Genomic DNA, 22,268 nt, shown 5'->3' with positions numbered 1-22,268 from the left:
GACATAGAAATCTAAATTCCTTTTATAATAAAAAAAAAGCTTGGCAAGCGCCAAGCTTTTTCCTTACAATTCTTTACCTTCTACTGGTAGTACGTTTTTCACCGCTTCTATCACTTTCTCATCTTCTGTATCAGATAAGAAGATTGATATAGCACCTTTATCGTCGCTCGTACGAATTAAACGTCCAATCCCTTGACGAAGACGTAAAATCATATATGGTACATCTACATCCCAGAATGGATCATTTACATGTTTACGCTTCGCTTCAAACACAGGATCGTTTGGAGGGAATGGTAATGACCAAATAATAACATGTGATAATGATGAACCCGGAATATCTAAACCTTCCCATAAATGAACGGCACAAAGCACAGTCTCTTCTTCATTTTGGAAACGAGAAACTAACTGACTAATTTCTTGATCCCCTTCATATAAGAACGGAACTGACATTTGTTCTTTACTTACATATTCTTTAAACGCTGCAAGCTCTTGTGTTGTACGGAATAATACAAGTGTACGTCCATTTGTCTTTTGTATATTTTCAAGTGTATATTGACACTTTCTTTCCCATTCATTTTCTTTCGTATGCGATAGTAAGTTTACTGCCATTTGCTCCTCATAATCAAACGGTGAGGCAACTGAGAATGATAAGTAATCTTTTACCCCTAGACTATTTGCCGTAAATGCGAATGAATCGTTGTTAGATAATGTAGCAGAAGAGAAAATATATGGAATCTTCTTCGAGAATACTTTCTCTTGTAATACTTCTTCAACAGCACGTGGCATAATCACTAACGTGAAGGCTCCATCACCTTCTTCACCCCATGTAATTACATTTTTCTCGTGCATGAACAGACGAAGTGAATGTTCTAATACATCTAAATGTTCATCAACAATATTTAAATCATACGTGTTTACTGTATGCATTTCACTTTCAAACACTAATGCATCACCGACTTCACCAATTTTCGCATAAAGTCGCTTTGCTTCAGCAGTTACTTTTTCTGTCACAGTAATTCCTAAACGATCAGAACCGGCGATTTCCTTTTTATTCTCTTGTAACACATCAAAGAATCGCTCTGTTTGCCAAATTGTTTCTTCTACTAAATGTGCAAACTCCTCGCGAATATCATTTTGTAACAATCTCGTTAAAAGTTGCTCCATCATCGTTTGCTTTAAACGGTATGTTAAAGCTTTTTGAGCTGCATATTCTACAAGATGTCCTTCATCGAATACAACGCAGCTACTTTCTGGTAATAACGGAATTTGCCCTTCACGCTTACGAGCATCGTACGTCCAAATATGATCCATGTAGAAATCTTGAGAACAAATAATTAAATCTGCTGCTTTACGATAATGCTCACGAGAAAGAGTTTGACCACAACGATGACGCGAATCACAAGTAAAGCAATCTTGGAAGTAATCCCAGTTTACTTTTGACCATTCCTCATCATTTAAAAGCGGAAATTCTTTTCGGTCACCATAGTGAGTAAAGTTTTGCATCGTACCGTGATCGAATACAAACTGTGGTAATTCGTAGTATACGTCTTCAATTACTTCTGGAGCTCGTCCACTCATAACATCTTCAAGTTTACGTAAACATAAATAATTATCCATTGATTTCGCAAGTCTTACATCAACAGATAGTCCTAGAGCTTCAGATAATTTAGCAATGTCCCCTTCTTCTTTCACAAGCTGCTCAATTAGCGTTTCATCTGCACAAGCGATAATAGCTGGCTTTCCAGTATAACGTGCATAGCAAATTGCATATAGAAGATATACAATTGTTTTCCCAGTTCCTACACCAGCTTCTGCGAACATAACTTTCTTTTCTTGGAAAGCACGCTCTAATTGAAACGCCATAAAAATTTGTTCATCACGCTCTTCAAAGCCTTTTTCCGGAAGGATGTCGTAAAACACATCTCCAATCCACTCATTCAACTTATCATAAAAATTATCTTGTTTTCCTACTTCAAATGGTAATCTCTTCTCAGTAAACATCCTTAGCCTCCAACCAAAAAGTTTTTCTATAAAAGATATAGCAACTGCTACTCATATGTGTGCAGCCACTTTCCCCTGTTGCCATACATAGAAATACACGAAAAAAAATTTCCCTTTCGAAAAAGGAAAATTTTCTTCTATATTAATGACTTTAAATATCGTTTATCAATCGCTGTTTCATGTGAAAGAGCTGACAAATATTCTTCTTGTGCTTTTTGTATTTCATCTACAATCGCACCTTGACTATCCATTTCTTTTCCGAGCTCATCATACGTACGGTGAATAGCTTTTTGAATCATTGATAATTGGAAACCATCCATATCAGTTCCTCCTTTACGCATTACATAATAGCCAGTATATGCGCGCTGGAGGAGTTTTATACTATGAATTACGCGGTGGACGTTTTCCGAAGTATTGGTAGTAATCTGTACGGATAAATCCGTTAAACAGTTTACGTTTTTTCGATGCATCTTTTCCGTAACACTTCTCAAATGCTTCGTAACTTGTTAATACATACGCCGACCATGTATCTAACGGGCGGAATACTTGTCCCATTTCTTTATATAGTTGTTCAACAAGTGCTTTTTCACTTAAACGTTCTCCGTATGGAGGATTCGTTACAACATAGCCATAATCCTCTTTTGTCGTGAAATCTTTTACTTGCATTTGTTTAAATGTAATTAAATCACCTAAACCTACTTCTTCTGCGTTATCTTGAGCAACTCGGATCATACGATGATCGATATCCGATCCAATGATTTGCAGTGGTTGATTATAGTTCGCTAAATCTTCAGCTTCTTGACGAGCTTCACGCCAGTTTTGTTTACCAACCCAGCCCCATTCATCCGATGCAAAGCCTCGGTTAAATCCTGGTGCGATATTTTGCCCAATTAATGCTGCTTCAATTGGAATCGTACCTGATCCACAGAAAGGATCTACGAAAGGACGATCTGGCTTCCAGTTTGTTAATTTGATTAAAGACGCAGCTAATGTTTCTTTTAAAGGAGCTTCCCCTTGATCCATACGGTATCCACGTTTATGAAGTCCAACGCCGCTCGCATCAATTGTTAATGTTGCAATATCTTTTAACATTGCAATCTCAATACGGAATAACGGACCATCTTCTTCAAACCAAGTTGTACGTTTATACGTTGTTTTTAATTTTTCAACGACAGCCTTTTTAACGATACGTTGACAATCCGAAACGCTGAATAACTCAGATTTTAAAGATTTACCAATAACAGGGAACTCACCGTTCTCTGGAATATAATCTCCCCAGTTTAACGCTTTTGTTTTCTCAAACAGCTCATCAAATGTTGTTGCTTTAAATTCGCCAACTTTAATTTTCACACGGTCCGCAGTACGTAACCATAAATTCGTACGACAAATCGCCTTTTCATCTGCTTCAAATGTTACTTTGCTGTTTTCTACTTGACATTCATAACCAAGATCGCGAACTTCTCGGGCAACTAACGCTTCAATACCCATTGCCGCTGTTGCAATTAAAGTAACTTTTCCCATTTGCATTCACCTCTTATGTATATTCAAACAATAATTAATAGCTATTAATTATTACATTTTACGAAAAATTTTCTCATTAACCATTTTAACTCATAATTTATAACTTCATACAAATAAAAAGCCCTCCTCTAACAAAGGAGAGCTGAGTTATTTCATAGTTGGTTCATAACGTTCTGTAAGCCATGTTCTGTTCCTTTGTACTACAAACGGCCCACGCCTCGTACTCCGGTGGCAATCATCTATCTACAAGTTATACAACCTGTCCTTTCCCGTCGTTCATTTCCTTGGAAAAGATTCCCCTACCATTATTTGGGTTTCTCGCTCGTGGGGTTTACCTCGTTCCACTCCTATCATTTCTTCAAGGACTTCGTCACTGTGGCACTTTAAAGGTAGTCAAACCATATCCGAAAGGACTTAGGTTTTTTCCCTGCCGTTAAACCAGCCTTACAGCCAGAATACCCTAGCTTATGAATTGGCTAGGCACGAACACTACAGCCATCTCAGGCCGTGCGAGCATGGACTTTCCTCTACAACGTTGGCGTTGCAGCGATTACCCAAACGTTATGACATCCATTAGTATAGTGGAAACAAAAAGATTTTGCAATGTTTTTTTCTATGTAAAATGCTTTAACCCTTTTACCACTAGAAATTATTCGTATAACTTACTTCCAAATACAGCTTTTTCTAAATTAGATAGACGTTTTAAAATGTCCGTATTCGTGTTGTTATATACAGGTTGTGCAACTGGTGTTTGTACAACTGGTTGTTGTGGCACTTGCGTTGCTACTAATTTTTGTTCCTCTAATTCACGCTTTAAACGAGCATTTTGTTGCTTTAATTGGTCAAACTCCTTGTGGAAAGCTTCATAGTCTTTAATGATCATATCAAGAAACTTGTCTACTTCTTCTTGTTGATAGCCTCTCATGCCTGTTTTAAATTCTTTTTCTAAAATATCTTTCGCCGTTAATTTAATTTTATCCGAAATCATTTTCTTCACCTCAAATTTTTGCCAAAACTTTCATTACCTAAATTTTTTCAGAAACAATGCCTTTTGTCAATCATATATACGAGTACTATATTACATATTACTCAGCATTATTCCACTGTTCCTCTTCTATTATATCTTGTAAATCGGAAAAAAGAATAAAATAACTGTGATAATTTTCTATTTCTCCTTTTTTCTTTGCTGCTTCTACAATATATTTGGGACTCCCTGGTTTTTCTTCATCATATACAGCTAAAAGTGCATCACTTTTTTCAATAAAAAATTGATTTTTTAATTTAAATTGCTCTGGGCTTTCGTACTTCCGTTTCGTAATACTATCAATATGGTCTGCTTGAGAAAGAATATATTCGTAATATTCACGGTTATCTTCCTTCCAGCTTTCTTCTTGTTCTAAAAACGGAGTAAATACCGCTAATTTTAAATCTGGATATTCTACTTGAATTTCAAAAACAACTTCAGCAGCCCATAATTCGACCCCTAACTGCCCACTTATTATCACCCATTCCAAACCTTCTTCTACAAAAGTAGTTAATTTTCGGTGCAATGCTTTTTTTATACATTCCACCCCTGGATGATCATTTTTAAATATACCAAGTTCAAATGGCTTATATCCCGTTACAGCAATAACTTTCATATCAACACTCCAATTACAAAAAAAGAACTAGCATTTTGCTAGTTCTAACATATCATTTACTTTTTAAACATTCCACCAACGTTTGGTCCAATATTCGGACCTACTGGTGATACATTGTTTGGTAAAAATGGCGATACATTTGGTCCGAATGGTGATACGTTTGGTCCAAACGGGGATACATTTGGCCCTGGACCAAATGGAGATACGTGATGTCCATGATGTCCATGACCACATGGTCCACATCCACCGCCGAATCCTGGATCGATTGGGTCTACAACATTTACATTCGAATTTGTTTGTGGGAAGAAGTTTTGGTTTTTAATTTGTTGATGGTGTACATGTGTTGTATGCGTTGGGAAAATGTGTGGCACCACCGTTGTTGAAAAAGAATGTGTTACACACTGTTTCGTCGGATGAATGACAGGAGCAGTTGTACAAATAGGTCCTACAGGCTTATGCCCTCCAAAACAAGGATGACAATGATGCATAGTTTTTTCTCTCCTCTCTCGTTAAAGAAAATCTGATTACACTTTACAGTATGAGAAAAGAGGGAAAGCCGTTTGTTATATATACCCATTTATTCCAAGGAAATTTGTCTAGTCCCCACTTCCTATACAATACTCTTTATAGACAACCCTCCAAAATTACTTACCAAAAAAACCTCCAACTTGCTTTACAATACCTGTCACTTGATTCATCGCATTCATCATTTGTCCAGCTGTATTCATCATTTTATTTACATCATAGTTACCATCTGACGTTTTAAATTGAGAAACAAAACTAGAAAATTGGCTTGGTTGCTGTTGTTGCTTTTGTTTACTCTGCGTCGGGTACGGTTGTTTTGGTGGATAAAACATCGCTTGTTGATTTCCATAGGGAGATGATGGTGGCATATAGTATTGTGAATTCATATAAGGTTGCTGTTGTTGATCCATATAAGGCTGCTGTTGTTGATTCATATAGGGCTGCTGTTGTTGATCCATATAGGGCTGCTGTTGTTGATTCATATAGGGTTGCTGCTGTTGTTGCTGTTGATTCATAAACGACACTTCAAATGGCTGGTAATAATTTTGATTTCCATAATGAGGCTCGAAAGGATACATATTATATCGTAAATATGTATCTGTATTATATTGGTACATATTTTGCTGTGCATATGGATTAGATTGCTGATATACGTTAGATTGTTGAAACATGCATTCTCTCCTCCTTCACATAAGTTTCTACATATATAATATGTACTTGTAAAATAATTTGTGTGACGGAGTATCTGTCTATTTTTGTCGGAAGTTTAAATTTTTAAAAAATTAAAAAAGAAAACCCTTCCATGCTATGATAATGAAGAAGAAGATTCTCATGGGGGAGGAATCAACATGGTATTAGGGGATTTAAAACAAGCGTTTTCACAAAAAAAGGGGTATTACACAGAGAATGTAAATGAATTGTTAGACTTTGCGAGACATTGGTATCTCGAAGGAAAAATATGCATTTCAGATTATCGAACATTAATAAAAGAATTGGAAATAAACGGGGCAACAAAACCTACAACAATGACAGAAGCATAAAAAAAACAAGAGGGTTCCCCCTCTTGTTACTTACATTGCTCAATTATATTTTGCAAAGTATACGAAATGGCTTGATGTGTTTCAAAGAATCGCTTACCTTTACCTTTATTTACAAAACATTGCAATACATTTGTCTGTAAATTATCGTACACTTGATCAATTTGCTGTACATGTATATACTTCGGTTTTTCTTCCTTAATCCATTTATAAGCTAATTCTTTCCACACTTTTAATTCCTCATCTACCATATCTACAAATGGTTTCATATCCTTATAAAAATCGTACTCAATCATTTCTCTTTTTTTCACATTCGCTTCATTATTATACTGCATGAGTTTTTCTGAAGATTGTATTAATGGTTCATACTTCATTTTATTCCCACCTTATTATGCACTCACTACGACGTTTTGAAATGCCTTCACCCAATTCCCTTTTTCTTCGTGATGCACTAATTTATTTTCCATATGCTCAATATGCATTTCTGTTATTTCTATCTTATTGCATATTTTTTCACTCTTATCCTTCAATGCATGATTCATTCTAATCCCTATATTCATTTCCAGCAAATCGAGAGAACTTAACATTTGATCCATTGTTTTCATTACATCTTCCTTCTGAACCATCGCCATATACAAAACGCCCCCTTCTTTGCTTTTCCTTTGTCATGTAATTTCGCCGAATGACTCCTCACTCCTGCTCACATGACAAAACTAGTTGTTATTCGTCAAAGAAATCATTTTGTATGTCATTTATAGAAATGGTAACAATACAAAAAGGAGGTGTATGAAAATGGCAAAGGACAAAAACGAAAAAAAGAAAAAACAAAACAAACAAAATAAACCCGAGACTGGCAATCCAAAGTTAGATGGTCCAAACTTCCCTGCTACATAAAGTGTAACTTTAGCACTTTTATAAAAAGCTAATTTCTGAAGCATCCTTAATCTCTTATGTTCATTAAGTTTTGAGATTAAATTTTCCGCATACTTGGCAGGACTACTTCACATTAAGAAGTCCCGTCTTCATAAATGAAGACGGGACTTCTTTTTTATTATATCACGAACTCATCCATCCTTTTAACAAAACGATTTATGATAGAAGCAACATAGATTTGCTCCCTCTTTCTTTTATACCATTCTGTTATATCAACTTCACCTTTATACTCTTCCAGTAAAAACAGCTCATTTATTTCCGTATCTCTACAAAACCAATCCCTCATACTTATTTCCTTATGTGCAACGACAGGATAAACCTCTCTAAGGGCTGGCGTACAGGATTCCCTAGCTTCTCTTACATAATATTCATAATCTGCTCTCGATCCTGTGTGTATAGTTTGCAATGCAAACCTATGGAATAAACTTTTATAATTCGGATGAAACAGTAAATCTGCTAATTTCTTCCCTAGTTCTATACGCTTTTGTAACGTTTCGAATTGATAAACTGAAAAACCATACATCCCCCCTTCAACGGTTGGAAAAATAACAGCACTAATATGAAGCATTTCTTGCAATTTAAAAAGTGCTGTATGGAATACATGTTTTTTAAAATATGTATTCTCAATAACTGGTTTTTGAATTTTATTTTGTTCATTTATAATAAGCGCTATCATAAGCCTATTTATATCTTTTTTCTCCCAAAAATATATCCATTCTTTTTCCATGAAAATTGATACGTTGAAATATTGTAACAAATAGAATAGTGGCACCTGTCTCCTCTTACTTTCTTCATATAACAGCAACTGAGGAAATGCATCTAAAAAAATAATCCAATTCGCTTTTTCATACGTTAGAAACAAATGTTGTTTTACTGATTGAGGTAAAACAGTAGCATAATCTCTCCCTTTTAAATCAGTCATATTCCATCCCGCATTTCTCGAAACCATGCTCGCTAAAAAGGCCCACCTGATTTCACTGTTTCTTACATAATATTCTTGATAAGACTGTGTACGAGAAATGTTATCCATATTAGCTATTTCTATTTCCTTCTTAATGTTGTAAACGATTGTTTTTTCCTCTTCTGTGCAAACCATATTTTTACGATATTGTTTAATTTCTCTATAATCATTCCATGTAAACATGAACAAGTCATCATACCTTTCTTCAAAAAGGTCACATCTTTTTTCATTTTTTGTTATAATCACCTTTGTAAGTAATTCTTAGCAAGTTGGGAGTGGACACACTATGACCATTCGTTACCCAAATGGAAAACGGTACAATCAAGCTTCAAAACCTCATAAAACACCAATTAAAAAACATACTTATAGTAATAGAGGTATGTCCCTTGAAGAGGAATTGAATGAAACAAATGAATATTACCTAACCCATAATATTGCATGTGTACATAAAAAACCGACACCTCTTCAAATTGTAAAAGTAGATTACCCCGCTCGAAGTGCTGCAGTGGTAAAAGAAGCGTATTTTAAACAACCTTCTACAACAGATTACAACGGTGTATATAAAGGGAAATACATCGATTTTGAAGCGAAAGAGACAAAAAATAAAACCAGCTTTCCACTTCAAAACTTCCACCTTCATCAAATTGAACATATGAAGCAAGTAATCGCTCATAATGGAATTGCATTTGTTATTATTAAATTTACACTTTTTGATGAACTTTATTTATTAGATGCAAAACATATTATTGCATTTTGGAATCGTCAAAATACTGGTGGACGGAAATCGATTACGAAAGAAGAAATAGAAGAGCATGGATCCTTATTATCATGCGGTTATCACCCTCGGATTGATTATATCCGTGTACTAGACACGGTTTATTTTTCGTGATAGAGTCATCACTAAGGCTCTTTTTTCGACTTTTGGGGGAGAGAATGAAAGGTAGGAGAAAGTATAATGTCAGATAATTATCGTTCTCGTACAGAACGAAATCATGTGAAAAATCAACAGCAAGAAACAAATAAAGAAAAAAAACCAAAGAAAAAAGGCTCCTTTTTTAAAAAATTCCTTATAGGTTGTCTACTTCTTGGTATCGTTGGTCTTGTAGCTGGCGTTTCCGCTTTCTTTGTTATGGTGAAGGACGCTCCAAAATTAGACAAATCAAAACTTGTCAATCCTTTATCAACAAAGTTTCTTGATAAGAATGGGAACTTTTTCTATGAGTACGGTGCTGAAAAACGAACCCACGTTACGTATGATCAAATTCCAAAAGTAGTTGAAAATGCATTCCTTGCAACTGAGGATTCACGTTTCTATGATCATAATGGAATTGATTTTAAACGAACTACAAAAGCAGTTATGGAAAATGTCACTGGAGGATTCGGATCTCAAGGTGGTAGTACGATTACACAACAAGTAGTCAAAAACTATTTTCTAACGATGGACAAAACTGCAAAGAGAAAAGTACAAGAATGGTACCTATCTTACAAATTAGAGCAACAATACTCTAAACATGAGATTTTAGAAATGTACTTAAATAAGATTAACTTAGGTAACCGTTCGTACGGTATCGCGACAGCAGCCAAAAAATATTATGACAAAGATTTAAAAGACTTACAGTTACATGAAGCTGCAATGCTCGCTGGTTTACCCCAAGGTCCTAATATTTATGATCCAACAAAAAAAGACAACGTTGAACGAGCTACACAACGTCGTAACGTCGTATTATCCTTAATGAATCGACATGGTTATATAACAAAAGATGAAATGAATAACGCGATGAAAATCCCTGTAACTGAAGGTCTTCAAGCGTCTTCAGAAATCACTGAGATGAAGTATCAAGCATTTTTAGATGCTGTTGTATCAGAAGTTGAAAAAGAATATCCCGATGTAAATATCGGTTCAGATGGTTTAACGATTCATACAACACTTGATCAAGATGCTCAAGATTACGCTGAAAAAATTATGGATGGCAACCTTATTAAGTATCCGAACGATCAATTCCAAGGATCATTCGTATTTATGGATACACAATCTGGAGAAGTTCGAGCAATTGGAGCTGGGCGTAAAGAAAGTAGATCTACTTTCAAAGGTCATAATATGGCAACTGATTTAAAACGCCAAGTCGGTTCAACAATGAAACCAATTTTCGACTACGGTCCAGCAATTGAGAATTTACAATGGTCTACATACCATCAATTAAATGACTCAGAGTATACGTATTCCAATGGTAAAAAAATACGAAATGCAACAAATAGTTACAAAGGTGACGTTTCACTACGTGAAGCTTTGAAAAAATCATTAAACATCCCGGCTTTAAAGACAGCTCAAGCGGTTGGGCTTCCTAAATCCCAAGCGTTTGCTGAAGGCTTGGGTATGACATTCAAAGACGGCAAAACATATGAATCAACAGCAATTGGTAGTAACGATAGTTCTCCGTTACAATTAGCAGGTGCATATGCAGCCTTTGGTAATAATGGTAACTATAATAAACCGCACTTCGTAAAAGAAGTCATCTTCCCCGACGGGAAAAAGAAAAGTTTTAAACCGAAAGAACAACGTGTGATGCAAGACTACACAGCTTACATGGTTACTGACGTTCTTCGTGACGTAGTAAAACCTGGTTCTGGTGGTACAGGTCCAACAGCATACGTTTCTGGTGTTGACGTAGCCGGTAAAACAGGAACACAAAACTTTGATGAAGACGTTATTAAAAAATATGGTATTCCAGCTGATGCAAACAGAGATAGTTGGTTCGCTGGATATACACCACAATATACAATGGCTGTTTGGACTGGTTACGAAAAAGATAGTCCAGAAAATTACATTGGTGATCGCTCTACTAGAATTGCACAACAAATGTTCCAAGTAATGATGAGCAAATTCGCTACAGATAAATCTCGTTTCGAGCGTCCTTCTTCTGTACAAGAAATAAACGGAGAGTTATACGTAAAAGGTGCGAAAAAAGATGCAATTAAACAAATTAAAGTAGATGCACCTAGTGGTCTTAATGTTACTTTCGATGGCGCTAGCACAGTTACACTAAACTGGTCTGGACCAGCAGAAGTTGATGCGTATGCAGCAAGCTATAAAGCTACTGACGGTTCAAGTGGTAGCCTATCAATAAGTGGTACGAACGCTACTCTTGGTGGTATTAAACCAGGCGTTACTTACAGCTTCTCTGTAGTAGCGAAAAAAGGCACTGGAACAAGCCCTGCAGTTGGTGCATCCTTCACTGCACCTGGCGGAACTCCAGACCCGAAGAAAGCTGAAGAAGAGGCTAAGAAGAAGGCTGACGAAGAAGCTAAGAAAAAAGCTGATGAGGAAGTTCAGAAAAAAGCTAATGAAGATAAACTAAAACAAGAAGAAGCTCAGAAAAAGGCTGCTGAAGAACAGCGTAAACAACAAGAGCAACAGCAACAACAGCAACAAGAACAACAACGTAAACAACAAGAAGAAGCTCAGAAAAAGGCTGCTGAAGAAGCCGCTAGAAAGAAAGCCGAAGAAGAAGCTGCTAGAAAGAAAGCTGAAGAAGAGGCTGCTAGAAAAAAAGCTGAAGAAGAACAACACAAGCAACAAGAACAACAACAAAATACCGGAGGAGATACACCTCACGCAGACGGAAATGTTGTTACAACAGAGTCTTAATACAAAAAAAGAAGTCCTTTCTCTTAACGAGAAAAGGACTTCTTTTTTGTTATCATTTTCTTTACATATAGCTTTTCTATTTCAATATACAACTGCACTAACTGAATATAGGAATGATAATTATTCGGTTTCTTTATAATGAACGAATAGCGCTCCATAAAATTAACTGGTTGTACTTCCAATTTACTCGTATGAGCTTCCATTTCATTCAAACTATGAACAGGTTGCTCATTTAACCAAAATACAATCGATAACAAATGTGCAGCAAAAAGAATCATTGGACCTTCAGCTTCTTGCTTATTTCTGTTTCGAAATAGTGTAGCAATGTCTTCATGCTTACTTTTCCATACTTTCAACAGTACAGGAATACTATTTTCAATTTCACTCCACGGCTCATCTTGTCTTTCCATATCATATATAAAGTAAGTACGTTGTATTATTTCTTCAAAAGATTGTTCTGTATGATACGCAACCGAATTTATACTTTCTTTAAAAAATGGTAAGCACCGAAACTCTTTCGGTATTTCTATAACTCGCTCCATCCTTTATTTCCCCTTCATTCGCTTCTTTCCTTCACGACATACTTCTAGTAAGCGACACTCTTCACATTGTGGTCGTTGTGCTTTACAGTGATAACGTCCAAAGAAAATCATACGGTGATGTGTAACGCTCCATTCATCCATCGGAATTTTCTTCATTAATGTCTTTTCTACTTCTAACACTGAATCTTTCCATCTACAAATCGCTAACCGTTTACTCACTCTCTCTACATGTGTATCAACAGCAATTGCTGGAATGCCATACGCTACCGAAACAACTACATTTGCTGTTTTTCTCCCTACTCCTGGTAATTTCGTCAGCTCGTCACGATCTTCTGGGACTTTTCCGTTATAATCATCCAGCAACATCTGACACAATTTTTGAATGTTTTTTGCTTTATTTCTATACAATCCAATAGAACGTATGTCTTGTTGTAACTCTTCTAGAGAAACACTTAAATAATCTTCTGGTGTTTTATATTTTTGAAATAAATTTTTCGTCACTTTATTTACAAGTGCATCTGTACATTGTGCAGATAATGCTACCGCGATTACTAGTTCAAACGGATTTTCATGAATTAATTCACAATGTGCTTCTGGATACATATCCGCCATTGTGTCTAAACAATAGCGAATTTGCGTTTTATTTAACATATACTTCCTCCTACATTACTGCTCCAACCAATTATAAAAAGGCACTTTCCCAGTAAATTTCGTCTCTTGTTTTGTCGTTTGCTGCGTTCGTTGTTGATTTTCTCTAAATTTTCGTCCTTGGTTTTGGGCTTGATCTACTGTTTTAATACCATTCTTTTTCCACTCAAATAAAATACGATCAATATATCGGAAATTAAGCTTACCACTCATTACAGCTTCCCTGAGGGCCGCTTGAATTAAATTCGGATGATGTTGATCTTGATCTTCCCACATTCCCAACGTCTCACATTCAAATGGAGAAAGTGGTCTTCCAAATTCTTTTTCAAATACTGTATATAAATTTACTTGCAATTGTTTTACTTCTTTTTGTTCTTCCTCTATTGATTCATTCATTAAGAAATGCAATATTTTTTCCCAAAGCGGTTGTAAAGAATAACTTTCACACATCATCGCTTCTGATTTTTGTCCACCTTCTAATGATAAAAAACCTTTTTGAATCAATGTCTGAATTACTTCCATACATTTCATTTCAGTAATCGTCATCCGTTCTGAAATCTCTGACGGAGTCGGAAACGTATTGCCCGATTCTAAAAATGTGTGTACATGAAGTACAACCATAAATTCCGTTTCATTTAACCCTAATTTTTTATAATGCATCATAAGTAATTTTGGAATTGCAATGCTTCCCTGCTCAAACCACTGTAACATCATTTTCTTTTTCATCACCAAACACCTCGCTCTCTAGTATAACACACCTTTCGCTATTTCTTTTTGCCACAATTCGTCAAAAAAACCTCCCTATTATATAGGAAGGTTTTTTGTATTGCGTTAATAAAATATACAATTAAGCTTTCACTTTACTTTTCATAAACGTATGAATGCGTTCTAATGCTTTCTCTACTTGTTCAAGAGATGTCGCATATGATAAACGAACGTTATTTGGAGCACCAAATCCTGTACCTGGTACAAGAGCCACTTTTTCCTCTTCTAATAAAGCTTTTGCCCAATCATCAACGTTTTCATATCCTGATAAAGCTACAGCTTCTTTTACATTAGGGAATAAGTAAAATGCACCTTGTGGTTTAATACAAGTAAAGCCAGGGATTTGAATTAATTTATCATAAATAATGTTTAATCTCTCTTCAAATGCTTGACGCATTGTTTCTACAGGTTCTTGTGAGCCTGCATATGCCGCGATTGCGCCGTATTGAGCGATTGAAGTAGGGTTTGACGTACTATGACTCGCTAAGTTCGTCATCGCTTTAATAAGCTGCTTATTTCCTGCTGCATATCCAATACGCCATCCTGTCATAGAATGAGATTTAGATACACCATTAATAATAAGTGTTTGTTCTTTTAATGCATTAGAAAGCTGGGCAACCGAAGTATATTCTGCTCCACCATAAATTAATTTTTCATAAATTTCATCTGAAACGATTAAAATATTGTGTTCTAAACATACTTCTCCAAGCTGTTGTAATTCTTCTTTGCTGTAAATCATTCCTGTTGGATTGCTCGGTGAATTAATAATAACTGCTTTCGTTTTCTCTGTAATTGCCTCACGCAGCTGCTTCGCTGTAATTTTGTATTCATTGTCTTCCAGACCTTCTACATAAACTGGCTTACCACCAGCAAGCTTTACTTGTTCCGGATAACTTACCCAATAAGGAGTTGGGATGATAACTTCATCTCCTTCATCAAGTAATACTTGGAATAATGTGTATAATGCATGCTTTGCACCGTTACATACAATAATTTCAGATGGATCATACGCAATTCCTTGATCACGAGTAAACTTCTTCACAATTTCTTGTTTTAACGCTTGTAATCCACCTGTTGGTGTATACTTCGTATGTCCTTCTAACATCGCTTTATGCGCAGCATCCATAATATGTTCTGGTGTATTAAAGTCAGGTTCTCCTGCCCCTAATCCAATTACATCATGACCTTCTGCTTTTAATGCTTGTGCCTTTGCTGTAATTTCTAAAGTTGCAGATGGTGTTAAAGCAGCTACTCGCTTTGCTAATTTCATTTGTAGTTCCCCCTACATCTATTTTTCAATGCTATATCGTCGTAAAAACTGACCATCTTTAAATGCAAGATAGTAATAACTATAACGATTTTCATCATCAATATATGTAACTTCCCATAATGGTATATTGTTTTCAAAGCCTAATTTTGCTTTTAAAATTTCTTTCGGCTTGCTTTTTGATTCTTTACTTTCATCTCCGACTTGTTCAATCGTTCTTTGTAAAGCATCTTTTTCAGAAATACCTTCGCTCTTTTTCCTTACTATTGTTTCCCCTTTTTTCTCAGGCACCCAAACGATAAGTTGCTCTCCTTTTTCATCTGTACCTTGTACGACTGTATATGAAGATTCTCCGTTATAATAATCAACAGATTTTACTTTTATAAGCTTTGCCTTTTCTTTCGCAATTTCTACAGATTTTGCCTCTTTAGGAAGTTTCTTTTCCATTGCTTTATTATAAACATACGCCCCATATATTCCGCTAGCAACGATTACGATAACGATTGCAAAGATCCACTTTTTCATTGTATCACTACGTTCTGTAAATCGTAAATACAGCTGTTTCTTTGTCTTTTTCGTCTAATGCTAATCCGAACATGAGGTCCTGCTCTTTTAACGTACGATTCAAACTATCAACGATTTTATACAAGTCAGACGAATATTTAAGACGCGTCGTTGATAGGACTTCGATTTTCTTATCCATGAAAAAACTCCTCCGTTACACAAAAATTTCTAATTATAGAAGAACGCAATGCGGTTACAATAAGAGTACATTCTTTACAACCCCTGCTTCATCACCCATCTATTATAGCAGGACATGTACTGCAAAAAAAGGTTTCAAGTCGAAAACCAATACATTTTGTATACAAGAAGTAAGAAAAATAAAATTCCTCCTACCCACATTTTTTACGCCTGAAGCTTAAATGTACTTCAGGCGTATTTTTCTTCCAATTTTATTTATTTGGCCGTTCCTTTAATTGTTCTAATAATTCTTCTAAAGGGCCTTCATAAAGTGGGACAGTTGGGATTGATTGTAAAAAACGTTTTCCATAAGAAGCGCTTGTCAAACGACGGTCTAACACAAATACCGTTCCGGTATCTGTACTTGTTCTAATCAGACGACCAAATCCTTGTTTGAAACGCAGTATTGCTTGCGGGAGTGCTAACTTAGCGAATACGTCTTCTCCTTGATTTTTTAACCATTCTCCTTTTGCTTCCATCATCGGTTGATGGGGAGGCGTAAAGGGAAGCCGGACAATAACAAGACAACTAAGGGCATCTCCAGGTATATCTATCCCTTCCCAAAAACTACTTGTTCCTAACAAAATCGATTTGTCGAACTCTTGAAATTTACGAATGAGACGACTTCGGCTCTTATTATTCACACTTTGCGTTAATAATAAATATCCCTCTAATTCCTCATCATTTTTCAAATTCGTATACGCTTCTTTCAACATTTCATACGAAGTGAATAAAACAAGCATTCTACCTTTTGTAGCTTTCGCTATTTTTGCAATATGAGCCGACACAGATTCAATATATTCTTCATTACTTGCTTGCTTAATAAAAGGCACATCTGTTGAAACCATTAATTTCATCTGTTCTTCAAAACGGAATGGTGACGGGACCTGTAATGTATTTGGAGAAAAATCATGTAAACCTAGCTCCTCTTTTATATAAGCAAATGAATCGTTTACTGTTAACGTTGCTGATGTGAAAATAACACTCTTTTTCTGCGTTAAAAATTCATCCGCAAACCTTTCACCAATATGAACAGGCTGTGCATATAAAACTGTTGAATGAATTGTTCCCTTTGTTTCAGTCTCCATCCATGTCACGTATGAATTTTTTTCTAAAATGAGTAATTGTAAAGATTGTTCCATCTTTCTCAACAACTCAATTAAATGCATAAATTCACCTGTAACAACATGCATCTCCCATTCTAATTTACTTTGCAATATATCAACTTGCTTCTCAAGTGTAGTCAATAATTTCCTTACATCGTATACAAAACGATTTGTTATCTCGGTAATGCTATCCCATAACTTACCTTTCTCTACTTCCGTGTTATATCGATAAATGAGTGGCATATTGCTTATCCCTTGTTCCTGCTTTGTTTGTTTAAAGATGAAAGCACGTAACATTTGGAATAGCTCATCCGCATCAAATTTCAATTCCTTTAAACTATGACTAACCATACGGAAAGTCGAACGAGAAGCTTGCTCTGATTTTTTCATCATTTTATATACTTTAGAAAGTACATCATCTGTTTCTAGCGTGCCAAGACGAGATAAAACTAATTGAAAATACATACAGGAGAACTGTTCACCTAATGTTCTACTCGCCGCTTCCTCAATATGATGAGCTTCATCAAAGATAATATGTTCACATGAAGCAAATAGTGGTTCTTCACTTGAAAAATCTTGAAATAATAACGCATGATTTGTAATAACGATATCTGCAAATAATGCTTTATTCTTTGCTCGTTGATAAAAACAACGGCTATACCAGTTGCTTTGCATCCCGCCTGGACTATGTACATCACTACAAATACGGTTCCAAAGTAACTTTCCGCCCTCAGGAATATTTAATTCATCACGATCGCCAGTTTCCGTTTGCAATAACCACACTAAAATTTTTGCCTTTGTGAGCGCCATATCATAATTTTTCTCTTCCTCTTGCAAAGCATATTCAAATTTATGTAGACAAAGATAATGCTTTCTTCCTTTCAAAAGAGCTACTTCAAATGAAAATGGCATTATTTTCTGTAATAATGGAATTTCTTTTTCTAATATTTGTTGTTGCAGTTGTACTGTTTGGGTACTTATGATGACAGGTTCTTCTTTTTTCGTTGCAAAATAAATACTTGGAAGTAAATATGCAAGAGTCTTCCCTGTTCCTGTTCCCGCTTCAATGAGTGAAAACCTAGAATCTCTTAGTGCTGTATATATTTCCTTCATCATAATCTGTTGGCTTTCTCTTTTTTCAAACTTTGGCATATTCAATTCAAGTTTATCGATTGTCTTATGCAAGAAAGCATCAAATTTAGATGAACATGTTTCACTGAGATTTAAAGCATAATTCCGTTTTCGAAGCGCAATATTTCGATGCACTTCATACCCCTCTACCGCTTTTTTACCATGCATCATTTTCTTTAAAATATTTTCAGAAAGTACATCCGCTATATCACTTTGAAAAACATCGCTCAATTCATAGAGCGATTGCAAGGTGACAAGGGGTAACTTTTCAATTTCATTTAAAAATTGCAAAAACAATTCCGCTGTTGCAAGAGCATCACTATCCGCACGATGCGGTTGATCATGCTCTAGTTCATGTTGTTTAGCTAAATCACGTAATTTATAACTATCAGCCGTCGGCAAAAGAATTTGCGCCAACTCAACTGTATCAACTTTCGGACAATGTACTTCTGTATATCCAGCCTGCCTTAATTCTTCCGTTAAAAAATTCCAATCAAAGTGAACGTTATGTGCAACGAAAGCTGCACCTTGTAATAGCTCAACAACCATCGGGGCTACATCTTGAAATAACGGGGCTTGCTTTACCATACTCTCATCAATCCCTGTTAGTTCTGTAATAAATGGCGGAATCTCTCTCTTCGGATTAATAAAAGATGAGAAAATCTCTAATATCTCTCCATCTTCCACTACAACAGCTGCAATTTGGGTAATTTTATCCTTCCCATCCTTCCAGGAGTTCCCTGTCGTCTCTAAATCCACAACAACATAACGCTTACTCATATATGTAACACCTCAATTTCTTACCTATCAAACACAAAATTATATAATGTTACTATACCACGTTTTATCTCATCTTAATGAAAAGATACGCAAAAAAGCTATCTCCGTAATAGAGATAGCCTTCTTACTTATAATATCGTACCCGCTTTTTCAGCACCTAACATTTCAATAATTTGATTATCATCGTCTAATACTGCAATTTTCGGCTCTTGTTTATGAATATTTTCTTCTGCCACTAAACCGTAGCAAATAATAATAACTTTATCCCCCGGCTGTACAAGTCTTGCAGCTGCACCATTTAAACAAACAACACCGCTACCGCGTTCTCCCTTAATAACATATGTCTCTAAGCGGGCACCATTATTGTTATTTACAATTTGTACTTTTTCATTTTCTACAATATTTACTGCATCCATTAAATTTTCATCAATTGTAATACTACCTACATAATTTAAATTTGCTTCTGTTACTGTTGCGCGATGTAACTTCGCTCTCATCATTGTGCGAAACATAGATGCTCCCCCTTATTTAACCGTTAATGTTATATTGTCAATTAATCGTACATTCTCAAATTTAACTGCAATTGCTAAAATGATTCGTCCTTCAATTTTATCTATTACTTGTAGTGAAGGATATGCATATAAATCCGCATAATCTACGGTGCCTTTCGTATACGTCTCAATATACTCTTTCACAAGATTTGTAATGATTTCTGCATTACGTTCGCCTGCTTCAATTTTTTCTTTTGCTATGCATAGACTGCGGTATAAATGAGGAGCCTCTTTACGCTCTTCTTGTGATAAATACACGTTACGAGAACTTTTCGCTAATCCATCCACTTCCCTTACAATATCCACTGGTACGATCGTAACCGGAATATTAAAATCAGCGACAAATCCTTCAATGACAGCAACTTGCTGTGCATCTTTCATACCGAAATAAGCACGCGTTGGCAATGTAATATTAAATAGTTTCATTAGTACAGTCGCAACACCAGCGAAATGACCAGGTCTTTGTTTGCCACATAATACATCGGTACGCTTCACAACTGCTACTGTTGTCGTTTGTTCTGCTGGATACATTTCTTCTATGCTCGGATAGAACAAATAATCTACACCGTTTTCTTTTGCTACATTTTCATCTCTATCAATATCACGAGGGTATCGATCTAAATCTTCATTCGGCCCAAACTGTAGCGGATTGACAAACACGCTTAAAACTACAATTTCATTTTCTGCTCTTGCCTTACGTAATAAAGTCGCATGACCTTCATGTAAATAACCCATCGTTGGAACAAAACCAATACTTTTTCCACTGGTACGAAGTTCGTTTGTAGTTTGCTGCATCTCTTGTACTGTAGTAACGATTTTCATTATTGTTTTCCTCCGTATAGCGCTAAGCATTCTTCCTCTTTCATTGTGAATGAATGTTTTTCTTCTGGAAATTGCCCTGTCTTTACTTCCGTAACGTATTGTGAAATCCCTCGCACAATCTCCTCTTGAACAGACGTATATTGCTTCACAAATTTCGGAACACGATTTACACCGTATGAGATAAGATCATGATAAACAAGTACTTGCCCATCTACTTTTTTCCCTGCTCCAATTCCAATCGTTGGAATTGTTAGTTGCTTCGAAATTAATTCTGCTAATTGCATTGGCACACATTCTAGCACAAGCGCTATCGCACCAGCTTCCTCACATCTCTTCGCATCTTCTATTAATTTTTTTGCACTTTCAGCATCTTTTCCTTGTACTTTATACCCACCTAGTACTCCTACAGATTGAGGAGTTAAGCCTAAGTGCGCCACGACAGGAATTCCCGCGTTCGTCAAGTAATGAATTGTTGATACTACTTCCCCTGCACCTTCTACCTTCAGTGCATGAGCACCACTCTCTTGAACAATGCGGCGTGCATTCACCATCGTATCTTGAGGCGACACATGATACGACATAAATGGCATATCAGTTACAATAAACGTCTCTTTCGCTCCTCGGCGTACAGCTTTCGTATGATGAATCATATCCTCTACTGTTACAGGTACTGTTGAATCGTATCCGAGCACCACCATCCCAAGGGAATCTCCAACTAGAATCATATCAACTTCAGCTTCTTCTGCTAATTTAGCAGATGGATAATCATACGCCGTTAGCATCGTAATCGGCTCACCTTGCTCTTTCATCTTCAAAAAATCTGTTTTTGTTTTCAAAAACTACTCCTCCTTTATGCAGGAGAGAGGAGATGGCCGAAATCATATAAAAAACCCCTCTGGCCATAAAAGGGCAGAAGGGTTGTGTGTTAGTCGGCATTATTCATCCCTCTGTCCCAGTCCATTATTGGATCAAGGCAGAATCCAAGTTATTATTTTTTCGGATTGCTTCGAATCATGGTGCAGTTCGCTCTGATACTGCCCACATTCGAACTAATTATAGCAAACTCCAAAAAGGAATTACTACATTTTTTCGAAAAAATAATTTTTTATTCTCATTACGGTATGTGAAATTTTTTTATAAATAACTCAATCATAGAAAGGCAAACCTTTGTTTAAGCCGTGTATAACTCTTAAACTAATGATGCAGGTTAATGGAAGAACATACTTAACAAAAGGAGAATTGCGAATGTCTATGAACAAATGGTTATTTCGATTCACCGTTCTGCCTGTGATGATTGCAGGGATGATAACTTTTAGCTCCTTCCATGCATTTGCCTCAGTTAACGTCGTAACACAACCTATCGATTCAACGAAAGTCATTGAAGTTGAATTAAACGATGATTACTTTCAGCCAAACGTCATCACGATTCCAATTGAAGAGTCAACAACATTGTTATTAAAAAACAAAGGTAAGAATGAACACACCTTTACAGTGAAAAAACTTGGCATTGACGTCGTAGTCGAGTCAGGAAAAGAAAGAAATATTACCGTGAAACCTAAAAATACTGGTACATATGAATTAATATGCCGGTACCATCTTCTTAAAGGAATGGAAGGCAAAGTAATAGTCAAATAAAAAGAAGTTCCAAAAA

25 protein-coding genes and 1 other RNA gene are annotated in these 22,268 nt (G+C 36.0%); 5 read left to right on the top strand and 21 right to left on the bottom strand.

From position 1 onward, the window contains the following. Nucleotides 1-63 precede the first annotated feature (63 nt). From KZZ19_RS07835 to KZZ19_RS07800, 8 genes are all read right to left on the bottom strand, one after another. On the bottom strand, nucleotides 64-2,001 hold the full coding sequence (locus KZZ19_RS07835; protein ID WP_088095810.1) for an ATP-dependent DNA helicase: 1,938 nt from the start codon (nucleotides 1,999-2,001) through the stop codon (nucleotides 64-66). Between the two features lie 137 nt (nucleotides 2,002-2,138). Beyond that, the gene (locus KZZ19_RS07830; protein WP_088095809.1) at nucleotides 2,139-2,321 is read right to left on the bottom strand and encodes a DUF3921 domain-containing protein; all 183 of its coding nucleotides are present in this window, start codon (nucleotides 2,319-2,321) and stop codon (nucleotides 2,139-2,141) included. Nucleotides 2,322-2,382: 61 nt separating this feature from the next. After that, entirely contained in the window at nucleotides 2,383-3,522 is a 1,140-nt protein-coding gene (locus tag KZZ19_RS07825; RefSeq protein ID WP_000521229.1) for a THUMP domain-containing class I SAM-dependent RNA methyltransferase, read from the bottom strand. 171 nt (nucleotides 3,523-3,693) lie between these two features. Beyond that, nucleotides 3,694-4,084: RNase P RNA component class B (gene rnpB / locus KZZ19_RS07820), an RNA gene on the bottom strand. An 87-nt stretch (nucleotides 4,085-4,171) separates the two neighbouring features. After that, nucleotides 4,172-4,510: a cell division regulator GpsB gene (gpsB, locus tag KZZ19_RS07815; protein ID WP_000622425.1), complete on the bottom strand. Its 339-nt coding sequence runs from the start codon at nucleotides 4,508-4,510 to the stop codon at nucleotides 4,172-4,174. Between the two features lie 97 nt (nucleotides 4,511-4,607). Beyond that, a complete protein-coding gene (locus KZZ19_RS07810; RefSeq protein WP_076536397.1) occupies nucleotides 4,608-5,162 on the bottom strand; it encodes a DUF1273 domain-containing protein in 555 nt (184 codons plus the stop codon). 56 nt (nucleotides 5,163-5,218) lie between these two features. Then, nucleotides 5,219-5,650 carry a CotD family spore coat protein gene (locus KZZ19_RS07805; protein ID WP_237981883.1) on the bottom strand — a complete coding sequence of 144 codons (432 nt, stop codon included), beginning with the start codon at nucleotides 5,648-5,650 and terminating at the stop codon, nucleotides 5,219-5,221. Nucleotides 5,651-5,806: 156 nt separating this feature from the next. Next, nucleotides 5,807-6,358 (bottom strand): YppG family protein, encoded by a 552-nt coding sequence (locus tag KZZ19_RS07800; RefSeq protein ID WP_088095807.1) that lies wholly within the window; start codon nucleotides 6,356-6,358, stop codon nucleotides 5,807-5,809. 177 nt (nucleotides 6,359-6,535) lie between these two features. On the opposite strand from KZZ19_RS07800, the gene KZZ19_RS07795 reads away from it, so the two are divergent. Further along, nucleotides 6,536-6,727, top strand: a complete 192-nt coding sequence (locus tag KZZ19_RS07795; protein WP_000242661.1) for a YppF family protein — start codon at nucleotides 6,536-6,538, stop codon at nucleotides 6,725-6,727. A gap of 26 nt (nucleotides 6,728-6,753) precedes the next feature. Here the strand turns inward: KZZ19_RS07795 and KZZ19_RS07790 are convergent, their stop codons facing one another. Together KZZ19_RS07790 and KZZ19_RS07785 are read right to left on the bottom strand one after the other, a co-directional pair. Continuing rightward, nucleotides 6,754-7,098 (bottom strand): YppE family protein, encoded by a 345-nt coding sequence (locus KZZ19_RS07790; RefSeq protein ID WP_088095806.1) that lies wholly within the window; start codon nucleotides 7,096-7,098, stop codon nucleotides 6,754-6,756. A gap of 15 nt (nucleotides 7,099-7,113) precedes the next feature. Then, nucleotides 7,114-7,356 (bottom strand): hypothetical protein, encoded by a 243-nt coding sequence (locus tag KZZ19_RS07785; protein ID WP_001252039.1) that lies wholly within the window; start codon nucleotides 7,354-7,356, stop codon nucleotides 7,114-7,116. Nucleotides 7,357-7,441: 85 nt separating this feature from the next. Here KZZ19_RS07785 and KZZ19_RS07780 point away from each other — a divergent pair, with 85 nt between their 5' ends. Further along, entirely contained in the window at nucleotides 7,442-7,618 is a 177-nt protein-coding gene (locus tag KZZ19_RS07780; RefSeq protein ID WP_172555552.1) for a phage portal protein, read from the top strand. 157 nt (nucleotides 7,619-7,775) lie between these two features. Here KZZ19_RS07780 and KZZ19_RS07775 read toward each other — a convergent pair whose 3' ends face one another. Then, the gene (locus KZZ19_RS07775; RefSeq protein WP_237981882.1) at nucleotides 7,776-8,801 is read right to left on the bottom strand and encodes a DUF2515 domain-containing protein; all 1,026 of its coding nucleotides are present in this window, start codon (nucleotides 8,799-8,801) and stop codon (nucleotides 7,776-7,778) included. Nucleotides 8,802-8,904: 103 nt separating this feature from the next. Here KZZ19_RS07775 and recU point away from each other — a divergent pair, with 103 nt between their 5' ends. Both recU and KZZ19_RS07765 read left to right on the top strand, forming a co-directional pair. Further along, nucleotides 8,905-9,507: a Holliday junction resolvase RecU gene (recU, locus tag KZZ19_RS07770; RefSeq protein WP_237981881.1), complete on the top strand. Its 603-nt coding sequence runs from the start codon at nucleotides 8,905-8,907 to the stop codon at nucleotides 9,505-9,507. A gap of 66 nt (nucleotides 9,508-9,573) precedes the next feature. Further along, a complete protein-coding gene (locus KZZ19_RS07765) occupies nucleotides 9,574-12,264 on the top strand; it encodes a PBP1A family penicillin-binding protein (RefSeq protein ID WP_237981880.1) in 2,691 nt (896 codons plus the stop codon). Nucleotides 12,265-12,287: 23 nt separating this feature from the next. On the opposite strand, the gene KZZ19_RS07760 is transcribed toward KZZ19_RS07765, so the two are convergent. The 10 genes from KZZ19_RS07760 to panB all read right to left on the bottom strand — a co-directional run bounded on the left by KZZ19_RS07760 (nucleotide 12,288) and on the right by panB (nucleotide 21,453). After that, nucleotides 12,288-12,806, bottom strand: a complete 519-nt coding sequence (locus tag KZZ19_RS07760; protein WP_088095802.1) for a YpoC family protein — start codon at nucleotides 12,804-12,806, stop codon at nucleotides 12,288-12,290. A gap of 3 nt (nucleotides 12,807-12,809) precedes the next feature. Further along, nucleotides 12,810-13,457 carry an endonuclease III gene (gene nth, locus KZZ19_RS07755; protein ID WP_088095801.1) on the bottom strand — a complete coding sequence of 216 codons (648 nt, stop codon included), beginning with the start codon at nucleotides 13,455-13,457 and terminating at the stop codon, nucleotides 12,810-12,812. A 15-nt stretch (nucleotides 13,458-13,472) separates the two neighbouring features. Continuing rightward, the gene (dnaD, locus tag KZZ19_RS07750; protein WP_088095800.1) at nucleotides 13,473-14,180 is read right to left on the bottom strand and encodes a DNA replication protein DnaD; all 708 of its coding nucleotides are present in this window, start codon (nucleotides 14,178-14,180) and stop codon (nucleotides 13,473-13,475) included. 121 nt (nucleotides 14,181-14,301) lie between these two features. After that, nucleotides 14,302-15,489, bottom strand: a complete 1,188-nt coding sequence (gene aspB / locus KZZ19_RS07745; protein WP_237981879.1) for an aspartate transaminase AspB — start codon at nucleotides 15,487-15,489, stop codon at nucleotides 14,302-14,304. An 18-nt stretch (nucleotides 15,490-15,507) separates the two neighbouring features. Next, the gene (locus KZZ19_RS07740; RefSeq protein WP_237981878.1) at nucleotides 15,508-16,011 is read right to left on the bottom strand and encodes a DUF5590 domain-containing protein; all 504 of its coding nucleotides are present in this window, start codon (nucleotides 16,009-16,011) and stop codon (nucleotides 15,508-15,510) included. Nucleotides 16,012-16,018: 7 nt separating this feature from the next. After that, nucleotides 16,019-16,189 carry a YpmA family protein gene (locus KZZ19_RS07735; protein WP_000358354.1) on the bottom strand — a complete coding sequence of 57 codons (171 nt, stop codon included), beginning with the start codon at nucleotides 16,187-16,189 and terminating at the stop codon, nucleotides 16,019-16,021. 250 nt (nucleotides 16,190-16,439) lie between these two features. Next, nucleotides 16,440-19,244 (bottom strand): ATP-dependent DNA helicase DinG, encoded by a 2,805-nt coding sequence (gene dinG, locus KZZ19_RS07730; protein WP_237981877.1) that lies wholly within the window; start codon nucleotides 19,242-19,244, stop codon nucleotides 16,440-16,442. Between the two features lie 128 nt (nucleotides 19,245-19,372). Next, on the bottom strand, nucleotides 19,373-19,756 hold the full coding sequence (gene panD, locus KZZ19_RS07725) for an aspartate 1-decarboxylase (RefSeq protein ID WP_237981876.1): 384 nt from the start codon (nucleotides 19,754-19,756) through the stop codon (nucleotides 19,373-19,375). Between the two features lie 12 nt (nucleotides 19,757-19,768). After that, nucleotides 19,769-20,617: a pantoate--beta-alanine ligase gene (gene panC / locus KZZ19_RS07720; RefSeq protein ID WP_237981875.1), complete on the bottom strand. Its 849-nt coding sequence runs from the start codon at nucleotides 20,615-20,617 to the stop codon at nucleotides 19,769-19,771. Next, nucleotides 20,617-21,453 (bottom strand): 3-methyl-2-oxobutanoate hydroxymethyltransferase, encoded by an 837-nt coding sequence (panB, locus tag KZZ19_RS07715; protein ID WP_000853116.1) that lies wholly within the window; start codon nucleotides 21,451-21,453, stop codon nucleotides 20,617-20,619. The genes panC and panB overlap by 1 nt, the downstream gene beginning before the upstream one ends. Before the next feature lie 409 nt (nucleotides 21,454-21,862). Here panB and KZZ19_RS07710 point away from each other — a divergent pair, with 409 nt between their 5' ends. Beyond that, nucleotides 21,863-22,252, top strand: coding sequence for a cupredoxin domain-containing protein (locus KZZ19_RS07710; protein ID WP_097817827.1), 390 nt, complete (start codon nucleotides 21,863-21,865; stop codon nucleotides 22,250-22,252). The last annotated feature ends 16 nt before the right edge of the window (nucleotides 22,253-22,268 follow it).

It is taken from the genome of Bacillus thuringiensis (assembly GCF_022095615.2).
GTDB classification, from domain to species: domain Bacteria; phylum Bacillota; class Bacilli; order Bacillales; family Bacillaceae_G; genus Bacillus_A; species Bacillus_A cereus_AG.
This window is presented reverse-complemented; position numbering and strand designations above follow the sequence as displayed.